This window comes from Streptomyces sp. PH9007 (genome assembly GCF_059813725.1).
In genome coordinates, this window is record NZ_CM187440.1 from 1,898,578 (window position 1) to 1,921,185 (window position 22,608).

General features: G+C 73.2%; 17 protein-coding genes and 1 pseudogene. 9 read left to right on the plus strand and 9 right to left on the minus strand.

Annotated elements, in window-relative coordinates; translation table 11 throughout:
- Positions 1–62: 62 nt before the first annotated feature.
- A complete protein-coding gene (locus tag ACTFAP_RS08540) occupies positions 63–737 on the minus strand; it encodes a 4'-phosphopantetheinyl transferase family protein (protein WP_500468672.1) in 675 nt (224 codons plus the stop codon).
- A 59-nt stretch (positions 738–796) separates the two neighbouring features.
- On the minus strand, positions 797–2,638 hold the full coding sequence (locus tag ACTFAP_RS08545; protein WP_500468674.1) for a LuxR C-terminal-related transcriptional regulator: 1,842 nt from the start codon (positions 2,636–2,638) through the stop codon (positions 797–799).
- Positions 2,639–3,074: 436 nt separating this feature from the next.
- Between ACTFAP_RS08545 and ACTFAP_RS08550 the strand changes: the two genes are divergently transcribed.
- On the plus strand, positions 3,075–4,706 hold the full coding sequence (locus tag ACTFAP_RS08550; protein WP_500468675.1) for an AMP-binding protein: 1,632 nt from the start codon (positions 3,075–3,077) through the stop codon (positions 4,704–4,706).
- Between the two features lie 20 nt (positions 4,707–4,726).
- Positions 4,727–5,743 carry a beta-ketoacyl-ACP synthase III gene (locus tag ACTFAP_RS08555; RefSeq protein WP_451750122.1) on the plus strand — a complete coding sequence of 339 codons (1,017 nt, stop codon included), beginning with the start codon at positions 4,727–4,729 and terminating at the stop codon, positions 5,741–5,743.
- 13 nt (positions 5,744–5,756) lie between these two features.
- Here the strand turns inward: ACTFAP_RS08555 and ACTFAP_RS08560 are convergent, their stop codons facing one another.
- The gene (locus ACTFAP_RS08560) at positions 5,757–6,467 is read right to left on the minus strand and encodes an LbetaH domain-containing protein (RefSeq protein WP_495684088.1); all 711 of its coding nucleotides are present in this window, start codon (positions 6,465–6,467) and stop codon (positions 5,757–5,759) included.
- Positions 6,468–6,549: 82 nt separating this feature from the next.
- Between ACTFAP_RS08560 and ACTFAP_RS08565 the strand changes: the two genes are divergently transcribed.
- Positions 6,550–7,425, plus strand: a complete 876-nt coding sequence (locus ACTFAP_RS08565) for a glycosyltransferase (protein ID WP_495684089.1) — start codon at positions 6,550–6,552, stop codon at positions 7,423–7,425.
- On the opposite strand, the pseudogene ACTFAP_RS08570 reads toward ACTFAP_RS08565, so the two are convergent.
- Positions 7,426–8,506 (minus strand): annotated as a pseudogene (locus ACTFAP_RS08570) (NAD-dependent epimerase/dehydratase family protein).
- Between the two features lie 237 nt (positions 8,507–8,743).
- On the opposite strand from ACTFAP_RS08570, the gene ACTFAP_RS08575 reads away from it, so the two are divergent.
- Positions 8,744–10,165 (plus strand): NsdA family TPR-like regulatory protein, encoded by a 1,422-nt coding sequence (locus ACTFAP_RS08575; RefSeq protein WP_500468677.1) that lies wholly within the window; start codon positions 8,744–8,746, stop codon positions 10,163–10,165.
- A 74-nt stretch (positions 10,166–10,239) separates the two neighbouring features.
- Here ACTFAP_RS08575 and ACTFAP_RS08580 read toward each other — a convergent pair whose 3' ends face one another.
- From ACTFAP_RS08580 to ACTFAP_RS08595, 4 genes are all read right to left on the minus strand, one after another.
- Complete coding sequence (locus ACTFAP_RS08580; protein WP_500468678.1) at positions 10,240–11,577, minus strand: enolase C-terminal domain-like protein; 1,338 nt, start codon at positions 11,575–11,577, stop codon at positions 10,240–10,242.
- A gap of 168 nt (positions 11,578–11,745) precedes the next feature.
- Positions 11,746–13,137, minus strand: coding sequence for a cation:dicarboxylate symporter family transporter (locus ACTFAP_RS08585; protein WP_400009817.1), 1,392 nt, complete (start codon positions 13,135–13,137; stop codon positions 11,746–11,748).
- A 163-nt stretch (positions 13,138–13,300) separates the two neighbouring features.
- Positions 13,301–13,750 (minus strand): universal stress protein, encoded by a 450-nt coding sequence (locus ACTFAP_RS08590; protein WP_500468679.1) that lies wholly within the window; start codon positions 13,748–13,750, stop codon positions 13,301–13,303.
- A 7-nt stretch (positions 13,751–13,757) separates the two neighbouring features.
- Entirely contained in the window at positions 13,758–15,050 is a 1,293-nt protein-coding gene (locus ACTFAP_RS08595; RefSeq protein ID WP_500469439.1) for an SLC13 family permease, read from the minus strand.
- Positions 15,051–15,263: 213 nt separating this feature from the next.
- Between ACTFAP_RS08595 and ACTFAP_RS08600 the strand changes: the two genes are divergently transcribed.
- The 4 genes from ACTFAP_RS08600 to ACTFAP_RS08615 are packed head-to-tail and all read left to right on the plus strand — an operon-like array spanning position 15,264 to position 21,103.
- A complete protein-coding gene (locus ACTFAP_RS08600; protein ID WP_500468681.1) occupies positions 15,264–17,516 on the plus strand; it encodes an MMPL family transporter in 2,253 nt (750 codons plus the stop codon).
- 9 nt (positions 17,517–17,525) lie between these two features.
- Positions 17,526–18,911: an FAD-dependent oxidoreductase gene (locus tag ACTFAP_RS08605; protein ID WP_495684096.1), complete on the plus strand. Its 1,386-nt coding sequence runs from the start codon at positions 17,526–17,528 to the stop codon at positions 18,909–18,911.
- A gap of 50 nt (positions 18,912–18,961) precedes the next feature.
- Positions 18,962–20,728, plus strand: coding sequence for an ABC transporter ATP-binding protein (locus tag ACTFAP_RS08610; RefSeq protein WP_500468682.1), 1,767 nt, complete (start codon positions 18,962–18,964; stop codon positions 20,726–20,728).
- A gap of 42 nt (positions 20,729–20,770) precedes the next feature.
- Entirely contained in the window at positions 20,771–21,103 is a 333-nt protein-coding gene (locus tag ACTFAP_RS08615) for a heavy metal-responsive transcriptional regulator (RefSeq protein ID WP_030725327.1), read from the plus strand.
- 42 nt (positions 21,104–21,145) lie between these two features.
- Here ACTFAP_RS08615 and ACTFAP_RS08620 read toward each other — a convergent pair whose 3' ends face one another.
- Complete coding sequence (locus ACTFAP_RS08620) at positions 21,146–21,907, minus strand: SDR family NAD(P)-dependent oxidoreductase (protein ID WP_500468684.1); 762 nt, start codon at positions 21,905–21,907, stop codon at positions 21,146–21,148.
- 133 nt (positions 21,908–22,040) lie between these two features.
- On the opposite strand from ACTFAP_RS08620, the gene ACTFAP_RS08625 reads away from it, so the two are divergent.
- Positions 22,041–22,601, plus strand: coding sequence for a TetR family transcriptional regulator (locus tag ACTFAP_RS08625; RefSeq protein WP_495684099.1), 561 nt, complete (start codon positions 22,041–22,043; stop codon positions 22,599–22,601).
- The last annotated feature ends 7 nt before the right edge of the window (positions 22,602–22,608 follow it).

Here is a 22,608-nt window from a genome sequence, read left to right on the forward strand (position 1 = left end):
CGGCGGGCCGGGGACCGGTGCGGGTACGCCCGCGCCGGTCCCCGGCCCGCCCTCGCCGTCCGCTAACCGGGGTCGCCCGGCCGGTCGACCGGGCCGACCGGGCCGACCGGGCCGGCCAGGGCGCCCACCAAGCGGCGCCCCAGCGGGAGTTCGGCCACCGGCCAGTCGGGCCGGCCGGCCCGGCGGACCACCGCCGCCCGGTGCCCGGCGGGCCAGGCACCGGCCAGCACCTCGACCGAGCCGAGCCCGGCCGCGGTCCCCGTCCCGGTGCCCCAGCCCTTGGTGACGGCCTCCTTGCGCACCCAGCCGCGCAGCGCCTCGCGCTGCCGCCACGCGGCCGGCAGGGCGGCGATCCGCTCCCGCTCCGCGTCGCTGAAGCAGCGGCGCAGCACGGCCGGACCGACATCCGTACGGTCCACCTCCAGATCGACGCCGACCGGCCCCGCGTACGACAGCGCCAGCAGCCACCACGGCCCGGCGCGCGAGACGCTCAGCCACATCTCCCGCTCCGCCCGCGGGCCTTGGCCCAGCAGCACGGGCGGGCCGTGCCGCGCGCTGCCGCAGCCGGGGCAGGGGGCCCGGCCGAAGGACACCTGCGCCGGGGGTGTGCCCAGGGCCGCCCCGAGCGTCCGGCGGATGCCGGCCCTGGCGGCGATGTAGTGGGCGCGGGCGACCGGGTCCGTCATGCGGTCGGCGCGCTCCCGCTCCGTGCCGTCCAGCAGGGCGCCGTCCGCCACGGGGCGGGGCGCCGCGGGGGCGTGGCCCAGCCACACCGCGCAGCGCCCGCCGGGCACCGTCAGCCGGCGCGCTGCCCCAGGATGCGGGCCACATGAACGCGGGACGGGCAGCCGAGCTTGCGCATCACCTCGCGCAGATGATTGACGACGGTCCATTCGGAGATCTCCAGCTCCCGGCTGATCTGACGGTTGGTGAGGCCCTCGGCGACGAGCTGCGCCACCTCGTGCTGCCGTGGCGTGAGCCCGGCGTCGTGCGGCGGCGCTGTCGCCGTCGCGGCTGCCGTAGCCGTCGCGGTGGCCCGCGCCGGGGGCTCGGGCGGCGGTACGGGGGCCGGCCGGGCGCGGTCCCCGAGCGCGGCCAGCAACTCCCGTGCGCCGTCCGGGATGTTCCGCTCGCCGTGGCCGCTCAGGGCGATGGCGCGGCGCAGCGCGGCGCCGGCGCGTTCCGGGTCGCCGGTGCGGGCCGCCAGGTGGGCGAGGGTGAGCAGGGCGGCGGCGGCCGGGCCCCGGCCCTCCGCGCCGCCGTCCTCGACGGCCCGTTCGGCGCTCTCCTCCAGCTGGGCGGTGTACTCGACGCCCCCCGGCCCGTCCGGGCCGGCCATGACGAGCAGCAGCCGCAGGACGTCGGCGTACCGCCCGGCCTGGCGCAGGTGCCGTACGGCAGCGCGCAGATCGGGGAGGCGGCGGGCGATGGCGGCGGCCCGGCGGGCGTCGCGGCCGTCCTCGGCCCCCGCGTCCGGGTCGCTGCCGAATGCGGCTCCGATGCCGGTGACGCCGATGCGCTCGGCGAAGGCCAGGCACACCGAGGCGTGCTGGGCGCGGGCCATGGCCAGGGCGGCGGGGTCGCGTTCCAGTTCCTGCCGGTAGTGGCTGCGCGCCATGTGGGTCATGGCGAAGGAGTAGCCGCCGAGCCCGTTGTCGACGCTGGTGAGCAGCCCCTGGTGGACGAGCCGGCGCAGCCCGCCGGCGATCTCCTCGCGGCCGATGCCGCTCAACTGCCCGGCCGTGTCGATGTCGATGAGCGATTCGCACACCGACAGCCGTTTGAGCAGGGCGATGTCCTCCTCGCGCTGGGCGCTCTCGCCCCAGCTGAGCGCGTGACCGGCCGAGCGGTGGCGTTCGGCCAGGTCGCGCAGCCGGCCCCGGGCGGGGTACTCGCCGCGCCGCAGCCGGCCCTCCAGCTCGGCGGGGCTGAGCGGGCCGACCGCCTCGGCGGCGATCTCGATGGCCAGCGGGACGCCGTCCAGGACCTCGCAGATGCGGGCGATGGCGGCGCGTTCGGGGGCGCCGGTGATGCCGTGCCGGTAGTACGGGCTCACCCGGTCGGTGAACAGCCGTACCGCGTCGCCCTCCGGGCCGAGCCGCAACGGGCCCACCGGCAGGATGCGTTCGGCGTAGACGTCGAGCGGGGTGCGGCTGGCGCACACCACCACCGTCCAGGGGGCGGCGGCCAGCAGCCGGAGCGCCCCTTCGGCGACGGCGTCGATGACCGGGTCGCAGTTGTCGAGGAAGACGAGTTGCCGTCCGCCCTCGGGGCGGCGCGGGCCCTCGGCGGTGAGGGCGCGCAGGGTGCTGTCGACCATGGCGGGGTCGCGCACCTCGGCGAGGTCGAGCGCCACCACGGCGCACCGGCCCTCGGCGGCCGTGGCGGCGAGCGCGGCGTGGGCGAGCGCGCTCTTGCCGATGCCGGCCGGGCCGGAGAGGGTCAGCAGCCGCAGTCCCGGTGCGGCGAGCAGTTCGGTGACACAGCGGAGTTCCTCTTCGCGTCCGATGAGCGGCGGTGCGGGTATCGCCCATACCGGCGCCGGATCGGGTTCTGTACTTCGGGCCTCCTGGGTTTCGGCGGCGGTATGTTCGCGGCGATGACGGCCCGTCTGACTCAGTTCATAGCGAATGAACATACGGCTCGCCCCCGTTCACCAGCGTGTGTGCGCATATATTTCCCCGTGATGCACTTTCGATTTCACCCCGCCGTACCCAGGTCTCGGATTTCGGCAGGACCAAACCGGTTGACCAATAAACTTGCCGGACCTGCGGAAGCCCCGGGCGCGGCGCTCGTGCAACAGCCGCTCATCTGGGGCCCAGCAGACCCATACTGCCCCACAAGTGCCCGGTTCGCCAGTACTTTCGACACATTGACTCCCTCTCCACGCAATGCCCCTGCGGGACTTCCCCGGGCGTTGCTCCGGCGGTACTGTCGGCCCCGGACGCCAACCGCTCGCGCCGGAATCCCATAACGGCCAAGGCGGCATTCCCGGAATCATTGCCGGGCGCCGCGACAATCCCGTACCAATGGCCGGCTCCGTCCGATCAGAAAGAAGCAAGGGGGACATTTCGATGCGGTTGTGGAAGGCGCTCACCAATGGCTCGGCGCGCGGCACCCTGCACGCCTGGGCCGGCGAGGACTTCGAGCACACCACCTGGCGCGAGGTCGCCGCGCGCGCCCACTCCCTGGCGGCCGGCCTGCGCGCCGCGGGGGTCCGCCCCGGCACCCGGGTCGCCACCATCGCCACCAACGGCCCCGCCACCGTGCGCGGTCTGCTCGCCATCTGGCTGGCCGGCGGCACCCCCGCCTCGCTGCCGCTGCCCACCCGGGGCCAGAGCCCGCAGGAGTACGGCCAGTTGCTCACCGCGCTGACCGAACGTCTGGACCCGGTGCTGTTCCTGGCCGACGCGTGGATCCTCTCCCTCATCCCGCCCCACCTCACCCGGGCGCTGCCCACCAGCACCTGGGAACTGCCCGACACCGGGCGCCGGGTGGACCCCAGCCCGCCGGGGCCCGACGATCTCGCCTTCATCCAGTACTCCTCGGGCTCCACCTCCACCCCCAAGGGCTCCGCCCTGACCACCCGGGCCGTCGAGGCGCAACTGGATCTGCTGCTCCACCTGACCGGCGGCCGGCCGGGCCGGGACACCGGCGTCTCCTGGCTGCCGCTCTCCCACGACATGGGCATGTTCGGCTGCCTGCTCTACTGCTGGGCCCACGACTTCGACTTCGTGCTCTCCACCCCCGAACGGTTCGGGATGGCGCCGCGCAGCTGGTTCCGGGACCTCACCGAGTACGGGGCCACCCTGACCGCGGGCACCAGCACCGCCGTACATCTGGCGGCCCGCGCCCAGGGCCGCGGCGCCCTGCGCGGCGACCTGGCGGGGCTGCGGACGGCGGTGATCGGCGCCGAACGCGTCGACTGGGGCAATCTGCGGGCCGCCCAGGAGCGGTTCGGCCCGTACGGGCTGTCGCCGACCGCCTTCCAGCCCGCGTACGGGATGGCCGAGGCGACCCTGGCGGTGGCCGGCAAGCCGTGGCGGCAGGAGCCCACCTCGCGGCTGTTCGACGGCGCCGCCCTCGGCGCGGGCACGGTGCGCGAGGTCGGCGAGGATCATCCGCGCGCCACCCGGCTGGTCTCCAACGGCCAGGCCCTGCCCGGGGTGACCCTCGCGGCCGGGGAGCCCGGCCGGCTCGGCGAGATCAGCGTCGGCTCCCCCGCCCTGGCCAGCGGCTACCACGCCGACCCGGACCGTACCGCCGCCCGCTTCCCCGGCGGCCGGCTGCGCACCGGTGACATCGGCTTCCACCACGAGGGCGAGCTGTATGTGGTGGGCCGCGAGGACGACATGCTGTCGGTGGGCGGCCGGAACGTCTACGCCGCCGAGATCGAATCGGCGATCGAGGGCCACGCGCAGGTCCGCAAGGGCTGTGTCGCGGTGGTCGACGCCGGCGTCTCGGGGCTGCCCCATCTCGTCCTGCTGCTCGAACCCCAGGGCCGGCCCCGCGACTTCGCACCGATCGCCGATCACGCGGCGACGGTGGCACGGGAGAAGTCAGGGGTGGCCCTGGCCGAGTGTCTGTTTCTGCCACGTGGCACGCTGCCCAGGACCCCCAGCGGAAAGATCCAGCGATTCCGCTGCCGGACGTTGCTCGCCGGAGGGCGGTTCGACCCCCTCGCCCGGGTAACATTCGCCGACTGAGGATGAGAAAGGCCAGCACCATGAAGCCTCGGATCACCCCCGCCGGGCGCCACGCCACCGGTGGCTCGCCGCACGCCAGGATCTCCGGAGTGGGCGGCTACCGGCCGCACCGGGTGGTCGACAACGCGGAAGTGTGCGAACGCATCGACTCCTCCGACGCGTGGATCCGCGAACGCACCGGGATCGTCACCCGGCGCTGGGCGGGCCCGCACGAGACGCTCACCGAGATGGGCACCGCCGCCGCGGGCAAGGCCCTGGCGGCGGCGGGCATCACGGCCGACGCCCTGGACTGCGTCATCGTGGCCACCTTCACCCACCTGTGGCAGACCCCGGCCGCCGCCACCGCGATCGCCCACCGGCTGGGCGCGCGGCACGCGGCGGCGTTCGACCTGTCGGCGGGCTGCGCGGGCTTCGTCCACGCGCTGTCGCTGGCGGCCGACACGGTGCGCGCCCGGGGCGGCCACGTCCTGGTCATCGGGGCGGAGCGGATGACCGACCTGCTGGACGTGGAGGACCGTTCCACCGCCATGATCTTCGGCGACGGGGCGGGCGCCGTGGTGGTCAGCCCGTCCACCACCCAGGGCATCGGCCCGGTGGTGTGGGGCGCGGACGGCGGCCAGTGGGACGCGGTCACCCAGACCGCCCCGTGGGACGCGGTGCGCGCCGACCCGGGGATGCGCTGGCCCGCGCTGACCCAGAAGGGCCAGCAGGTCTTCCGCTGGGCGGTCTACGAGGTGTCCAAGGCCGGCCGGGAGGCGGTGGCGGCGGCCGGGCTGGCCCCGGGGGACCTGGACGCGTTCATCCCGCACCAGGCCAACGTGCGCATCATCGACGGCATGGCCAGACGCCTGGAACTGCCCGACTCCACGGTGATCGCCCGGGACATCGTCACCACCGGCAACACCTCCGGCGCCTCCATCCCGCTGGCGATGGAGGCGATCATGTCCACCGAGGACGTCGGCTCCGGCGACCTGGCCCTGCTGCTGGGCTTCGGCGCGGGCCTGTCCTACGCGGCCACGGTGGTCGAACTGCCCTGACCGCCGCGTCAGGTCACGTCGTACAACCGCCGGGCCCGCATCCGGGCCGCCGCCGGATGTGGACGTCCGCTGTATGGGGTGCGGTGATGATGCTGTCGGCGGGCAGTACTCGGGCGGCGAGGGTGACGCCGCTGGCGATGCGGCTGTCCGGCCCGAGTGCCAGGCCGGGGCCGAGGCTGATGGAGTTGCCGGTCTGGCAGCGGTCACCGAGCAGTGCGCCGAACCGGGGGGTTCCGGTGCGGTAGAGGCCGTCCGGATGGCGGAGGAGGATCTCCCGCTCGGGTCGGCTCATGTGGGGGCTCCACATACTGATGGCGGCGACGGTGAGCCCGGCGGACAGATGGGCGTCGGCACCGACCAGGGTGCGGCTGAGGCCGATGCGGTGGCCGAGGATCGTTCCCTCGCCGAGGTACGACTTCGTCACCTCCGAGTTGAACCCCACGGAGACGCCGGCGCACAGTACCGAGCCGGCTCGGACGGTGGAGAACTCCCATACCCGCACGCCGGGACCGATGATCACGTCTTCGCCGATGATGGCGGTGGGGTGGATACGGGCGGTGGGATGGACGCGGTGCGGAACGCGCTCCAGGGCCTGGCGGTGCCACTCGTCCCAGTTGGCGAGGAACGCTGCGAGGTCGGTGTCCTCGATGGCGGCGTAGGGGGTGTCGCACAAGGGCCGGCTCCGCGGGCCGGTGAGGTAATCGCCGATGCGGAGTACTGGCATGAGCCGTCCGTCCTTCCGGTGGTCGAGGGCTCCGTTCCCGGGTGGCTAGCATCGTCATCCATCCGAGCATCGGAGTTCATCTGTGAGCCATCTGCGCGTGGGTGTCGCTGTGCTGACGATGGGGGACCGCCCGGCCGAACTGGGCGCGCTCCTGGAGTCGGTGGCCGCCCAGGAGACACCTGCCTCCCGTGTCGTGGTGGTGGGCAACGGCTGTGGGCTGCCGGAGCTGCCGGCGGGCGTCACGGGCGTGGAAGTGCCCACCAACCTCGGGGTCAGCGGTGGCCGGAACGTCGCGCTGGAGCGGCTGCGCTCGTTCGGTGATGTCGATGTCGTGCTGGACCTCGACGATGACGGATTGCTGATCGCCCCGGATGTCCTCACCCGGCTGGTGGAGTTGTACGTGGCCGATGAACACCTGGGCATCGTCTCCTTCCGCATCGCGGATGAACGAGGCCGCACTCAGCGCCGGCATGTTCCCCGGCTGCGGGCGGGGGATCCCCTGCGCGGTGGTTACGTGACCACCTTCCTGGGCGGCGGTCACAGCCTGTCGATGCGGATGCTGGACGACATCGGAGGCTGGCCGGACGCCTTCTTCTACGCACACGAGGAGACCGATCTGGCGTGGCGGGCGCTGGACCGGGGGTGGCGGGTGCTGTACGAGCCGGAGCTGGTGCTGCAACATCCGTGGACGGCGCCGACCCGGCACGCGCACTTCCACCGGATGGTGGCCCGCAACCGGGTATGGCTGGCCAAGCGACATCTGCCGGCTCTCCTCGTCCCGGTGTATCTGTCGGTGTGGGCGGGACTGACCGTTGCCCGTACGCGTTCGCTGACCGGGCTGCGGGCGTGGCGGCACGGGTTCGTGGAAGGGGTACGAACTCCATGCCCACCGCGCCGTCCGATGCGCTGGGCGACCGTGTGGCGCATGACGCGCCTGGGACGTCCTCCGGTGATCTGATCAGCCCGTGGCGGCCCGCTGCTCCCGCAGCCAGCCGGGAATCGCCGCGGGAGTACGGGCCAGCCAGGCCGCGTAACGGTTGACGCCCTCCGCGATCGTGATGGCCGGTCTCCAGCCGAGTGCGGACTCCATGCGGCGGGTGCAGGCATAGCCACCGAGCGGGTCTCCGGGGGGCGGCGGAGACTCGACGAACCTGGTTCCGGGGTACCGGCGGGCGACCAGTTCCGCGACCTTGCGGACGGAGGTGGGGGTGCCGGTACCGATGTTGAGGGTCTCGTTGTGGGCTCGCGGGGCGATCAGTGACCGCACGGTGGCTGCGGCGATGTCGTCCACGTGCACCAGGTCTCTCGTCTGGTGTCCGCCGCCGTTCAGATGGAGCGGCAGCCCGGGCGGCGAACCAGGCGACGACCCAGGAATGGCTATTTTTCTTGATCACCTGCGGTTCTCCGTAGACGGAGAAATAACGCACGACGGTGTACGAGGTGCCCACCGCTCCGAGAGCCAGGGCGGTCTGTGTCTCACCCCAGGCCTTGGTGTTCGCGTAGCCGGACATCGGCCGCAGGGCCGTGAATTCGGCGAACTGGGGCGGGGTGCGGCCGTACACCGACTCCAGCAATTGCCGCATGACCCGGTACTCGTCCTCCGGCCGTGCCCCATCCCGCTGATCTCCGTTGCCGTAGACGCTCGCGGAAGACACGAAGACGAACCGGCGAAGACGATCGGAGGCAACCGCGGCATCCAGCAGCACTTGGGTCCCCGTGATGTTGGTGGTGATCGCGTCCGCCGGGCACCGGGTGCAGGCCGCGACATCGGCGAGAGCGGCGGCATGGATGACGTAATCGCTCTCGGACACCAGCCGCTTCACGAGGGCGGTGTCCGTGACGCTGCCGCAGACGATGCTCGGGTCGCTCAGGCTCATGCCGAACAAGTCCTGGTACACGCTGTGGGGGTAGGCGTCCAGCGTGCACAAGGTGGTGGCCCGGGCGCCCAGCCCGCGCAGCCGGCCGACGATGCGGCTGCCGATCAGCCCCCCGCCCCCGGTGATCAGAACGGTGCGGCCGGCGAGTTCGGATTCATTCATGATCAGCACCTCATGGTGGAAGTGGGTGAGGGACCGTTGATGACGGGCACGATGCCCTCGGCTTCCGCAGGTTGCTCGCCGCGGGGCGCCCGCGTCATTGCCGTGGTCGGCGGCGGTGATTGCGGATGCCCGCAATGAGAAGTGCGGACCCGTGCGCCCCCTGAACACGCCCTCCCCCGGCGTGTCCGGGCGGGCTACCTTGAGCGCCCGGGCCGTCAAGCCCCAGAGGGGGATGCCATGGCTGTGGTCACCCGAACGAGACGTGCGGCCATCGTCCGCGAGGCGGCACACATCCGCCGGGACAGCCAGCGCCAGGGGCAGCACACGCGGCAGATCGCCGCCCGGCTGCGCCGCGAATTGCCCGAGGTCGGCGCTCTGGAGGCGTGGCGCCTGGCCCTGGGGTGGTCCAGGACGGAGGCGATCGGGCAAATAGCCGACTGCTATCGCCTGGACGGATTGGCGCCGCCCGGGCCTTCGGAATCCATGCTGTGCCGCTGGGAACATGACTCCCGCGAGCGGCCCGGACCCGAGTACGCCGTGATGCTGGCCCGCGCCTACGGGACCACGCTGGAAAACCTCGAACTGACACACCCGGGCGGGCTCGCGCTTGCAGCGCCCACCCGGGCTGCGGCCTTCGGGTACGGTCGGCCAGACTGTCCGCTGCCACCCGCATGGGGAGAGCCGATGACCACAGCTGCCGGACTGCCGGCCGTCCGCGAATCCCTTCACCTGGCGCTGCTGGCGGATCCGAGTGCCGGGCCGGACGTGCTGGAAGCCGCCCACGCTGCCCTTGACCACTACGCGCTGGGCTACAGCAAGCATCCGCCCCACGTGCTGTTCGGTGAGGTCCGCGCTGTCCGTGAAATGCTGACAGGGCCCATGACCGCCGTCCCCGGGAACATCACGGAGCTGTCCCGGGTGACGGGCTGGCTCTCAGCTCTCCTGGGGAACTTGGCTTATCACCTGGACGACCTCACGGGCGCGGATGTCCATGTCACCGCCGCCGCTCACATCGGAGCACGGGTGGGGGACGCGCGGCTGACCGCTTGGTGTTGCGGCGCACGGAGCATGATCGCCCGTGCGCGCCACCGGCCGGACACCGCGCTTCAGTTCGCCGAACGCGGCCTTGCCGCTGCTCCCACGCCACTGGTGCGTGCACAGCTCCTTGGCTGGGCGGTATCGCCCTCCCTGGCGGATCAAGGCCGGGACAGGGAAGCGGAGGACACCCGGGCTGCCGCCGACGCGGCACTCTCCGCCGCCGGGGGTGACGGAGAGCCGGGGCGTTTCGGCTACGACCTCGCCGAGCACCGCTTGCACGAGGCGAAGGCATGCCTCGCGCTGGACAGAGCCACTCGGGCCGTCGAACTGGCCGAGGGTTCCGCCGCCCGCTGTGCCGTGGGTACTCCGGGGTGGGCTGCCGCCACGCTGCTGCACGCCCATGCCGAGGCGGCCGCCGGCGAGCCGGGGGACGCGGCGGCCCGTGCCCTCACCGTGCTGGACACCGTGCCTCCCGCGCGCCTGCGCTCCACCGCCCGCGCTCGCCTCACCGAGTTGGACCGTGTGCTGACCGGCACTGCCACCTCCACCGTGCGAGACCTCCACGAACGGCGACGTGCCCTCCCCGCGCTGATCGACCCACTGGGTCGGGCCGGCGACTGAGAAATCCGTGCCGGGCGAGACTCCACCGGCTCAACGGCGCGCGCCGGCTGCCTCGTTCACCGGGCTCCCGGCCATCAGCGCACCAGGGCCGGCCGCTTCGGGTCGAAGGTCCAGCCGGGGACGAGCAGCCGCATCGCCGCCGCGTCGTCGCGGGCGCCCACCGCCTGCTCGCGGTACAGCTCGGCGGCGGCCGCCAGCCGGTCGCGGTCCACGGTGATGCCCAGGCCCGGGGCGTCGTACGGGACGGCGACCTCGCCGTTCACGATCCGCGGCGGGGAGACGGTGAGCCGCTCCAGGCCCTCCTGCCAGATCCAGTGCGTGTCCAGGGCGTTGTACGCGCCCGGGGCCGCCGCCCCGCAGTGCGTCATCATCGCCAGCGAGATGTCGAAGTGGTTGTTGGAGTGGCAACCCCAGGTCAGGCCCAGGGCGTTGCACAGCTGCGCCACCCGCACCGAGCCGCGCATCGTCCAGAAGTGCGGGTCGGCCAGCGGGATGGACACCGACTGGAGTGCCAGGGCGTGGGTGAGCTGCCGCCAGTCGGTGGCGATCATGTTGGTGGCGGTGGGCAGGCCGGTGGCCCGGCGGAACTCGGCGAGGATCTCGCGTCCCGAGTAGCCGTCCTCCGCGCCGCACGGGTCCTCGGCGTACGCGAGGGTGTCCAGCAGCGGCCCGCACAGCTCGACCGCCTCGCGCAGCGACCAGGCGCCGTTGGGGTCCACGGTGATGCGGGCCCCGGGGAAGCGGTGCTTCAGCTCGCGGACGGCGGCCACCTCCTCGTCGCCCGGCAGCACCCCGCCCTTGAGCTTGAAGTCGCGGAAGCCGTACCGCTGGTGGGCGGCCTCGGCCTGCCGGACGATCGCCGCCGGTGTCAGCGCCTCCTCGTGCCGCAGACGGTGCCACGCGTCCGCCGCGCCGGGTTCGCGGGTGTAGGGCAGGCCGGTGGTGTCCGGGTCGCCGACGTAGAAGAGATAGCCCAGCACCCGTACGGCGTCCCGCCGTTGGCCCTCGCCCAGCAGCGCCGCCACCGGGACTTCCAGGTGCTGGCCGAGCAGGTCGAGCAGGGCGGACTCCACGGCGGTCACCGCGTGCACGGTGGTGCGCTGGTCGAAGGTCTGGGCGCCGCGTCCGCCCGCGTCGCGCCCGGCGAACCGGGCGCCGATCTCCGCCAGCACCCGCTGGTAGTCGCCCACCCGGGCGCCGAGCACGAGGGGTTCGGCCTCCCGCAGGGTGCGGGTGATGCGCTCCCCGCCGGGCACCTCGCCGACGCCGGTGCGGCCCTCGGAGTCCTCCAGGACGACGACGTTGCGGGTGAAGAACGGGCCGTGGGCGCCGGAGAGGTTGAGCGCCATGGAGTCCCGGCCGGCGACGGGGTGGACGGCGTACGCGGTGATGGTCGGCTGACGGTGGGCCATGAGACTGCTTCCTCCGGGCGTGGGGGCGGCGCGGTCGGATGCAGAGAGTGGCGTACTCCGGTCACCCGCACAAGAGCGGGCTCCCGAAGGCGAGCCGGTCCCGGCACGCCGCAGCCGCGCCCCTCCGTACGGGGGGGCGCGGCTGCGGCGGGGGGAACGGTGGGGTGGTCAGACCTTGGCGGGGGTCTTGTCCAGGGTCGGGGCGTCCGGCTCCGGTGGGGAGGGCGGGGTGCCGTGGCTGTCGTCGACCAGGGTAGCCTCGTCGAACGGGTGCCGGCCGGCGAGGACTTCCCGCATGCGGTCCTTGTCGACCTCCTTCGTCCAGGTGCCGATGATGACCGTGGCGATCGCGTTGCCCGCGAAGTTGGTCAGGGCGCGGGCCTCGCTCATGAAGCGGTCGATGCCGATGATCAGGCCGACGCCGTCCAGGAGTTCGGGGCGGTGCGAGGAGAGCCCGGAGGCCAGGATCGCGATGCCGGAGCCGGAGACACCGGCCGCGCCCTTGGAGGCGATGATCATGAACAGCAGCAGGGAGAGCTGCTCGCCCAGGGCCAGCGGGGTGCCCATCGCCTCGGCGATGAACAGCGAGGCCATCGTGAGGTAGATGGCGGTGCCGTCCAGGTTGAAGGAGTAGCCGGTGGGCACCGTGATGCCGACGACCGGCTTGCTGACGCCCGCGTGCTCCATCTTGGCGATCAGACGCGGCAGCGCGGTCTCGGAGGAGGAGGTGGAGACGATCAGCAGGAACTCGCGGCCCAGGTACTTCAGCAGCGAGAAGATGTTGACGCCGGTGGTCAGCTTCAGCAGGACGCCGAGCACGACGACGATGAACAGCACACAGGTGACGTAGAAGCCGATCATGATGACGGCCAGCGACTTGAGCGCGTCCACGCCGGTTTCGCCGACGACGCCCGCGATCGCGCCGAACGCGCCGATCGGGGCGGTCCACATGACCATGCCCAGCACCCGGAAGACGACCTTCTGGATGCTGCCGATGCCGCGCAGCACGGGCTCGCCGGTCTTGCCCATCGCCTGGAGCGCGAAGCCGACCAGCAGCGCGACCAGCAGGGTCTGGAGGACCTCGCCCGCGGTGAAGGCGGAGACCATGGTGTCCGGGATCATGCCGAGCAGGAAGTCGACGGTGGACTCGCCGGCCTTCTCGGCAGCCTCGGCGCCGGCGTTGGTGTCGACCTCGGAGAGGTTCAGACCGTGGCCCGGCTCCAGGAAGTTGCCCACCAGCAGGCCGATGCCGAGCGCGAAGGTCGACATCACCATGAAGTAGCCGAGGGCGAGCCCGCCCACCGCGCCGACCTTGGCCGCCTTACGGACCGAGCCGATGCCGAGCACGATGGTGCAGAAGATGATCGGCGAGATCATCATCTTGATCAGGGCGATGAACCCCTGGCCCAGCGGCTTCAGCTCCACCCCCACGCCCGGGGCGAGCAGACCGATCGTGATACCCGCGGCGACCGCGATGATGACGGCGATGTAAAGCCAGTGCGTACGGTCACGCCTCTTGCGCGGGGCGCCCGGCGCCTCGGGCGGGCTGGTTGCGGCCACGGTGGTCTCCTCGTCCTTGTGGAGTCATTCGGCTCGGGGGGCCGGATTGCACTTGACGCAATATCCACCAGGCTGTGACCGAGGTCTCGCTTACGTTCATTTCGTTCGCAAGGATTTTCGTACGGCTGTCACCGTGCCGTCACACGGCCGACATCGGCACCCCTCACCACACCAGCAGCACCGGGCACGGCGCGTGGTCCACCACGAACCGGGTGGGCGGCGCCAGCGTGTGCGGGCCCGGCCGGGAGCGGTCGCCGTCCCGGGCGCAGATCAGCAGGTCCTCCGCGCCCCGCCCGGCCAGCTCCGCCATCACCTCGTCCTCCACCCGGCCGGTGCGCGCCACCCGCCGCGCGGGCCGGCCCAGCCGGGCGGCGGCCCGCTCCAGCAGTCCGGCGGCGGCGCCGGCGGCCTCCTCCGCCAGGCGGCGGCCCGGGTCCTGGCCGGGGCCGTGACCGCGCCCCAGCAGCCTGGTGAACGCGCCGTGTGCCGCCGCCGCGACCCCCTCGTCCGTCACGCCCAGCAGCGTGACCGGCTCCCGCTCGGCGCACCGCGCGCGGGCCGCGTCCACGCACGAGGCCCAGGTGGGTTCGGCGATCCAGATGATGACGGTCATACGCTCCTCAGCCTCCGATCAGCAGCAGTCCGGCCCACAGCGCCACCACCGCCGCCACCAGGGAGGCGGGCACCGTCACCAGGCCGAGCCGGGTGAAGTGGCCCAGGCCCGGGTCGGTGTCGTGGGCGTGCAGCACCCGCCGCCACAGCAGGGTGGCCAGCGAGCCGACGTACGTGAGGTTGGGCCCCAGGTTCACCCCGATGAGGGCGGCCAGCACCGGGCCCGCCCCGCCCTGCGCCGCCAGCGCGGGGAGGACGACCAGGATGGCCGGCAGATTGTTGATGAGGTTGGCGAGCACGGCGGCCAGCGCCGCGATCACCAGCAGCCCGGCGAGCGAGGAGCCCTGCGGCAGCAGCCGGTCCACCGCGTCCCCCAGGCCGTGGTCCACCACGGCCTTCACCACCACGCCCAGCGCCAGGACGAACAGCAGGAACGGGACGTTCGCCGCCCGTACCAGCACCGGCACCGTCGTACGGCGGGCCGCCAGGCCCCGTACCGCCAGCACCAGCGCACCGGCCAGCGCCGCCCAGGCCGGGTCCGCGCCGGCCAGCGAGGTCAGCGCGAACCCGGCCAGGGTCAGCGCCAGGACCGTCAGCGCGAACACCGGGCGCGGCGCCGGCCCCCGCCCGCCGCTGTGCGCCGCCGGCTCCGGCTCCGGCTCGGGGACGGGCGCGCCCCGCCCCGCCAGGTCGCCCGCAAACCAGCGGCGGAAGACCACGTACTCCACCGCGATCGCCGCCAGCCACGGCAGCAGCATCAGCGCCGCGAACCGGGTGAACGTCAGCCCGCTGGCCGCGAACGCCAGCAGATTCGTCAGATTGGAGACCGGCAGCAGCAGCGAGGCCGAGTTCGCCAGATGGGTGCAGGCGTACACGTGCGGACGCGCCGCCGCCCCCACCCGTGCCGCCGTCGCGAAGACCACCGGGGTCAGCAGCACCACCGTGGCGTCCAGGCTCAGGACCGCCGTCACCGCCGCCGCCAGCGCGAACACCCCGGCCAGCAGCCGCCGCGGCCGGCCGCCGCACCAGCGCGCCACCACCCGCCCGGCCGCCGTGAACAGGCCCTCGTCGTCGCACAGCCTGGCCAGCACCAGCACCGCCGCCAGGAAGCCCGTCACCGGGAGCAGTTCGCGGATCTGGTGCCACGCACCGCCGGCCGTCACCAGGCCGAACGCCAGCGCCGCCCCGGCCGCGGGCACCGCCGCGACCGCCTCCGGCAGCCCGCGCGGGCGCCACACCGCGAACACCAGCACCCCCAGCAGCAACACCACCGAGAGCGTCTCGGCCACCAACGTACTCAGCGCGCGCCTCCCGGCCGGTGCCCCTGACCCCGCGGATCACCCGGATCACCGCACCAGCTTCCCACCCGGTGTGACCCACGTCTCGCCGGACGCCACATCCGTCATGTCACATTCCGGCCGCCCCGCCCCTCTCCCCTGGCAACGCACGAGTCCCCGCCGCCGGCACCGCCGGTGCGCGGGACTCCAGGGCTCCCGGGAGAGGGGACAGGAACCATGTTCGCGAGGCTTTCCGCGCTGGTGCTCGGGCACCGCCGCGCCGTGCTGTGGGTGGCCGTGCTGCTGGCGCTGATCGGCGGGGCCAGCAGCGCGACCCTGTTCGACGACGTGAAGGGAGGCGGCTTCACCAACCCCGGCGCGGAATCCGGGCAGGCCGCCGACGCGCTCGCCGAACACTTCGGGCAGACGGACCCCAACCTGGTCCTGCTGGTGCACGCGCCGGACGGGGTGGACGACCCCGCGGCACAGGCCGCTGGCACCGCGCTGGCCGAACGGCTGGCGGGCGAGGACGGCGTCAGCGGCGTCATCTCGTACTGGACCGCGGGCGGCGCCGACCAGCTGCGCTCGGCCGACGGCGAGCGCGCCCTGGTGCTGGCCACCGTGGCCGGCGACGAGACCGAGGCCGGGCACCGGCTCACCGAACTGCGCCCCGGCTACGAGGGCGAGCGGGACGGCGTGGAAGTCGCCGTCGGCGGCACCGCCATGATCAACAACGAGGTGAGCGAACTCAGCGAACGCGATGTGATCAAGGGCGAGACCATCGCCTTCCCGATCATGCTCATCGTCCTGGTGCTGGTCTTCGGCAGCCTCGTCGCCGCCTCACTCCCGCTGGCCACCGGACTGATCACGATCCTCGTCTCGATGGGCCTGCTGTGGGCGATGGCCCAGCTCACCGACGTCTCCGTCCTGGCCGTCAACGTGGTGACTCTGCTGGGGCTCGGCCTCGCCGTCGACTACAGCCTGCTGATGGTCAACCGGTACCGCGAGGAGCTGCGGGCCGGCCGGGACAGCGCCACCGCCATCCGGGTGATGATGGGCTCGGCCGGGCGGACCGTGCTGTTCTCCGCGATCACCGTCGCCGTCACCCTCGCCGGGCTCGCCTGGTTCCCGCTGCTGGCCCTGCGCTCCATCGCCTACTCGGGCATCGCCATCGCCGTCCTGACCGCGCTCACCACCCTCACCGTGCTGCCCGCGCTGCTCGCCGTACTCGGCCCGCGCTTCGAGGCCGGCCGGGTGCTGCGCCGCCGCCGCGCCGCCGCCCAGGAGGACAGCGCCGCCGAGAACGGCTTCTGGCACCGGCTCGCCTCCCTGGTGATGCGCCGCCCCATCCCCTTCGCCACCCTGGGCACCCTCTTCCTGCTCCTCCTCGGGCTGCCCTTCCTCTCCCTGAACATGGGCTCCCTCGACGAGCGGGCCCTGCCCACCTCCTCCGCCGGCCGGCAGGTCGCCGAGGTGATGCGCGCCGAGTTCGACAGCGGCGAGAGCATGGCCGTACGGGTGGTGCTGCCCGAGGGCGCCGCCGAGCAGGAGCTGGCCGCCTACGCCACCGGCCTGTCCGCCCACCCCGACGCCGCCCGGGTGGACGCCGCCACCGGCTCGTACGCCCAGGGCACGCAGGTGGCGCAGCCGGGGCCGCAGCACGCCGCGCTCACCGCCACGGACGCCTCGGACGCCGCCACCCTCACCGTGGTGCCCGCCCCCGGCGACCAGGGCCGCGCCGAGCAACTGGTGCGCGACATCCGCTCCGGCGCGGCGGCCGAGCCGCCCTCGCCCATCCTGGTCGGCGGCCCGGCCGCCGTCGCCCTGGACGGCATCTCCGCCATCACCGACCGGCTGCCGGTCGCCGCGCTCACCCTGGGCGCCGCCATGGTGGTGCTGCTGTTCCTGCTCACCGGCTCCGTACTGCTGCCGTTCGTCGCCATGCTGCTCAGCGCCCTGGGCCTGACCGCCACCTTCGGCGCCCTCGTGTGGGGCTTCCAGGACGGCCATCTGGCGGGGCTGCTCGGCTTCACCGCCACCGGCTCCATCAACGGCACCGTGCCGGTGCTGCTGTTCGCCGTCGCCTTCGGCCTGGGCATGGACTACCAGGTGTTCCTGCTCTCCCGCATCCGCGAGGAGTACGAACGCAGCGGCGACCCCACCGCCGCCGTCGCGCTCGGCCTGGAACGCATCGGACGCATCGTCACCGCCGCCGCCACCGCCCTGTCGGTCGTCTTCCTGGCGTTCCTCGTCTCCGACATCAGCTTCATGAAGGCCATGGGCATCGGGCTGCCGCTGGCCGTGCTCATGGACGCGACCCTCATCCGGGGCGCGCTGCTGCCGGCCGCCATGCGCCTGGGCGGGCGCGCCATCTGGTGGCTGCCCGCGCCGCTGCGCCGCGTCCACGACCGGTTCGGACTGCACGACGCGGACCCGCACGAGGACGCGGCGGGCGGCGCACGGCGGGCGGAGCCCGCGCGATTGCCCTAGCCTGACGACGTGGCCGAAGAGACAGATGTGATTGTGCTGGGCATGGGTCCCGGCGGCGAGTACGTCGCCGGGAAGCTCGCCGCCGCAGGGCTCGACGTGGTCGGCGTGGAGGCCGAACTGGTCGGCGGCGAGTGCCCGTACTGGGCCTGCGTGCCCAGCAAGATGATGGTGCGCGCCGCCGACCTGATCGCCGAGACCCGCCGGGTGCCCGGCATCGCGGGCAGCAGCGAGGTCACACCCGACTTCGGCGTCGTCGCGCACCGCATCAGGTCCGAGGCCACCGACAACTGGGACGACACCGTCGCCGCCGACCGCTTCACCGACGCCGGCGGGCGCCTGGTGCGCGGCCGGGGGCGGCTGTCCGGGCCGGGGCGGGTGGCCGTCAAGCCTTCCGACGACGGGCCGGAGACCGAGTACGGGGCGCGGGTCGGCATCGTCATCGCCACCGGCAGCCGCCCCGTCGTGCCGCCGCTGCCGGGCCTGGCCGGGTCGCCGTACTGGACCAACCGGGAGGCGGTCTCGGCCGAGGCCCCGCCGCGTTCCCTGCTGGTGCTCGGTGGTGGGCCCGTCGGGCTCGAACTCGCCCAGGTGTACGCCCGCTTCGGCACCACGGTGACCGTGGTCGAGGGTGGCGAACGGCTGTTGTCCCGGGAGGAACCCGAGTCCTCGCGGCTGATCACCGATGTCCTCACCCGGCAGGGCCTGATCGTGCACGTCAGCTCGCACGCCACGGCCGTGCGCTACGACGACGCCACCGGCTTCACCCTGAGCCTGGACGACGGCGAGGAACTGACCGCCGAACGCCTGCTGGTGGCCACCGGGCGCGCCCCCGACCTTGCCTCCCTGGGCCTGGAGCACGCCGGCATCGAGCTGGAGCCGAAGGCCCGCGCGCTGCCCGTCGACGAGAAACTGCTGGCGGCGCCCGCGCTGTGGGCGATCGGCGATGTGACCGGCGTCGGCCAGTTCACCCATGTCTCCATGTACCAGGCGCAGTTGGCCGCCCGCACCATCCTCGGCGAGGAGGCGCCGGCGGCCGACTACCGGGCGCTTCCCCATGTCACCTTCACCGACCCGGAGATCGGCTCGGTGGGCCTCACCGAGGCGGCGGCCCGCGAGGCGGGCATCGACGTCCGCACCGGCATCGCCGACCTGGCCTCCAGCACCCGCGGCTGGATCCACCAGGCCGGCAACGAGGGCTTCATCAAGCTCGTCGCCGACGCCCGGCGCCAGGTGCTGGTGGGCGCCACCTCGGCGGGACCGGCCGGCGGCGAGGTGCTGTACGGGCTGGCCGTCGCCATCCAGGGCGAGGTCCCGCTGGACCGGCTGCGCCAGATGATCTACTCCTACCCCACCTTCCACCGCGCGGTGGAGACGGCGCTGGCGGATCTTTCCTGACCCGCTGATCCGGCCCGCTGATCAACCCCGGGCGCCCCACGCGCGTCCTGGTGAGCGTGACCACTGTCGAAACCCCCGGGGCTCCCCCCGCCTGGCGTGTCCTGCTGAGCTATGTACGGCCGCACCGCTGGGCGCTGGCCGGCGGTGCGTTGCTGGCGCTGGCCACCGGCGCCACCGGCCTCGCCCTGCCGCTGCTCGCCCAGCGGCTCATCGAGAACCTGTCGGCCGACCGCTCGGTGGGCGGGGCGCTCGCCGTGATGACCGTGCTGATGCTCGCCAACGCCGTCCTGGGTGGATTCGGCGCGTACGTGCTGCACCGCACCGCCGAATCCGTCGTGCTCACCGCCCGCCGCGCGCTCACCTCCTATCTGCTGCGGCTGCGGATCACCGCCGTGGACCGCTCGGAGCCCGGCGATCTGCTGTCCCGGGTCACCTCCGACACCACGCTGCTGCGCGGCATGACCACCAACTCGCTGATCGGGCTGGCCACCGGCGGGCTCACCCTCATCGGCACGCTGGTGATGATGGCCATCGTCGACCTGGTGCTGCTCGGGGTCACGGTCGCCGTCATCGGGGTGATGGCCGTGGTGATCGGCATCATCGCGCCGCGCATCAACCGGGCCAGCAAGCAGGCCCAGGAGGCGGTCGGCGCCATGGGCACCGCCGTCGAACGCGTCCTCGGCTCGCTGCGCACCGTCAAGGCGTCGGGCGCCGAGACCCGCGAGGAAACGGTGGTGCACGAGGCCGCGCAGGACGCGTGGCGGCAGAGCATCCGGGCCGCCAAGTGGCAGGCGATCGCCGGGAATCTGTCCGGCGTCGCGCTCCAGGCGGCCTTCATCACCGTGCTGGGGGTGGGCGGCGCCCGGGTCGCCACCGGGTCGATCGAGGTCGGCGCGCTGGTCGCGTTCCTGCTGTACGTCTTCTACCTGATGTCCCCGATCAGCGAAGTGGTGAGCGCCATCACCGGCTACCAGGTCGGGGCCGCCGCCATCACCCGGATCCAGGAGGTGCGCGACCTGCCCTCCGAGCCCCCGGCCGCCACCGCGCCGCCCCGGCCGGCCGCACCGCACGCCGCCCCGGCCGCCGTCGCCTTCCACGAGGTCCGCTTCCGTTACACCGAGGAACTGCCCGAGGTCCACCACGGGGTGAGCTTCGAGGTGCCGCCGCGCGGCATGACCGCCTTCGTCGGCCCCTCCGGCGCGGGCAAGACCACGGTGTTCTCCCTCGTGGAGCGGTTCTACGACCCCACCGAGGGCCACATCACGCTGGACGGCCGGAAGCTGGAGGACTGGGACCTGGCCGAACTGCGCGCCACCATCGGCTACGTCGAGCAGGACGCGCCCGTGCTGTCCGGCTCGCTGCGCGACAACCTGCTGCTCGGCGCGCCCGAGGCGGACGAGGCGGCGGTGGCCGAGGTGCTGCGCACCACCCGCCTGGAGGGCCTGGTGGAGCGGCTGCCGCAGGGCCTGGAGACCCTGGTGGGGCACCGGGGCACCAAGCTGTCCGGCGGCGAACGGCAGCGGATCGCGATCGCCCGCGCGCTGCTGCGCCGCCCCCGGCTGCTGCTGCTGGACGAGGCCACCTCGCAGCTGGACGCCGTCAATGAGGCGGCGCTGCGCGACACGGTGGCGGAGGCGGCGCGCGAGACCACGGTGCTGGTGGTGGCCCACCGGCTGTCCACCGTGACCTCCGCCGACCGCATCGTGGTGATGGAGGCGGGCCGGGTCCAGGCGGTCGGCACGCACGCCGAACTCGTCGCGGACAACGCTCTGTACGCGGAACTGGCGGCCACTCAGTTTCTGGCCACGACATCATGAAGAACGGACGTGGTCAGGCAACGCTCACCTAAGCTACGGGACATGCGCATTGGGACGCTCGCACACGCGGCGGGGGTGACCACCAAGACGGTGCGGTTCTACGAACAGGCCGGGCTGCTGCCCGAACCCCCGCGCACCCCTTCCGGCTACCGGGACTATCCGCCGGAGAGCGCCGACCGGCTGGTGTTCATCAGGACCGCCCAGTCCGCCGGTCTCTCCCTCGCCGAGATCGGTGAGCTGCTGCTGCTCTCGGACACCGACCGTCCGCCGCCCCCGGACACGGCCCGGGTGATCGCGGGCCATCTGCACCGCATCGAGTCCCGGATCGAGGCGCTCACCCACACCCGGGACGCCCTGCGGGCCCTGCGCGGCTGAAACACGCCGGGGGCGGCACCGCTTGGCCCCGCCCCCGGCCGCTCACAGCAGCGCGCCGCCGGACACCTCCAGACGCTGGGCGGTGACCCAGCGCATCCCGGGCGAGACCAGCGTGGCGATGGCGTCGCCGATCTCCTCCGGAGTGCCCACCCGGCCCAGTGCCGTGTGCGCCGCGAGGAAGTCGCGCAGTTCCTGGTCGTCCCGCATGGCGCCGCCGTTGAAGTCGGTGGCGCTGGGCCCGGGGGCCACCGCGTTGACCCGGATGCCGCGCGGCCCCAACTCGCCCGCCAGGCTGCGGGACAGGGCCTCGACGGCGGCCTTCGAGGCCGCGTACACGGAGGTGCCGGGGCTGACGTGCCGGGTCAGGGAGGTCGACACGTTGACGATCCGGCTGCCGTCGGCGAGGTGCGGCACGAGGGCCTGGATGAGGAAGAACGTGCCCCGGAAGTTGATGCCGACCTGTTCGTCGAAGCGTTCGGGGGTCACCTCCCCCAGGGCGTCGAAGAGGCCGACCCCGGCGTTGTTGACGAGGACGTCGAGCCGGTCGTGTCCCCACCGGTCGAGCAGTTCGCCGGTCAGCTCGCCGGCGAAGTCCTGAAAGGACCCCGCGTCGCCGAGGTCCAGACGCAGGGCGCACGCCTCGCCGCCCTCCTCCTCGATCATCCGTACCGTCTCCGCCGCGCCGGCCGCGCCGCCCCGGTAGGTGAGGGCGACCTTGATGCCGCGCCGGGCGAGCGCGCGGGCGGTGCTCCGGCCCAGGCCCCGGTTCCCGCCCGTGACCAGGGCATTTCTCGGTTCGGTCATGTCGGCTCCTCAGGGTGTCCGCCTCCCGCGGGCACGGCGGCCCGCGAAGGCTAAGTAAGTAAATACTTATTTATTGCTAGCCTAGGAGGCGCCCTGATCACTGTCAACCGCCCGCCCGCGGGCTGGAGAGCACATGCCGCCACGCGACGCAGAGACGACGAAGGCCCGGATCCTGGGGGCGGCGCTCTCGGAGTTCGCCGGACACGGGCACGCCGGCGGGCGCATCGAGCGGATCGCCAAGGCGGCCGGGACCAACGTCCGGATGATCTACGCCTACTACGGCAGCAAGGACCAGCTCTTCGACGCCGCGCTCACCAAGGCGATCACTTCCATGGCCGCCGCCGTGCCCCCGCGCCCCGATGACCTCGCCGCCTGGGCCGGTGACCTCTTCGACTACCACCGGCGCGAGCCCACCACCCTGCGGATCACCATGTGGGCCCAGCTCGAACGCCCCCACTCCGCGTCCGAGCCCATGGACAGCTACCTCGCCAAGACCACGGCGGTGTCGGCCGCCGAGAGCGCGCCGCTGACCGCCGTCGACCTGCTGGTGCTCATCTACGCGGTGTCCCAGGCGTGGTACCTGAGCCCGGTGGGCCTGCTGCGCGCGGACGGGCGGGATCCGGAGGACCCCGCCCGCGTCGCGGCGCACCGGGAGGCCGTCGTCACCGCCGTGACACGCATGCTGAACGGCTGAGTCCGGG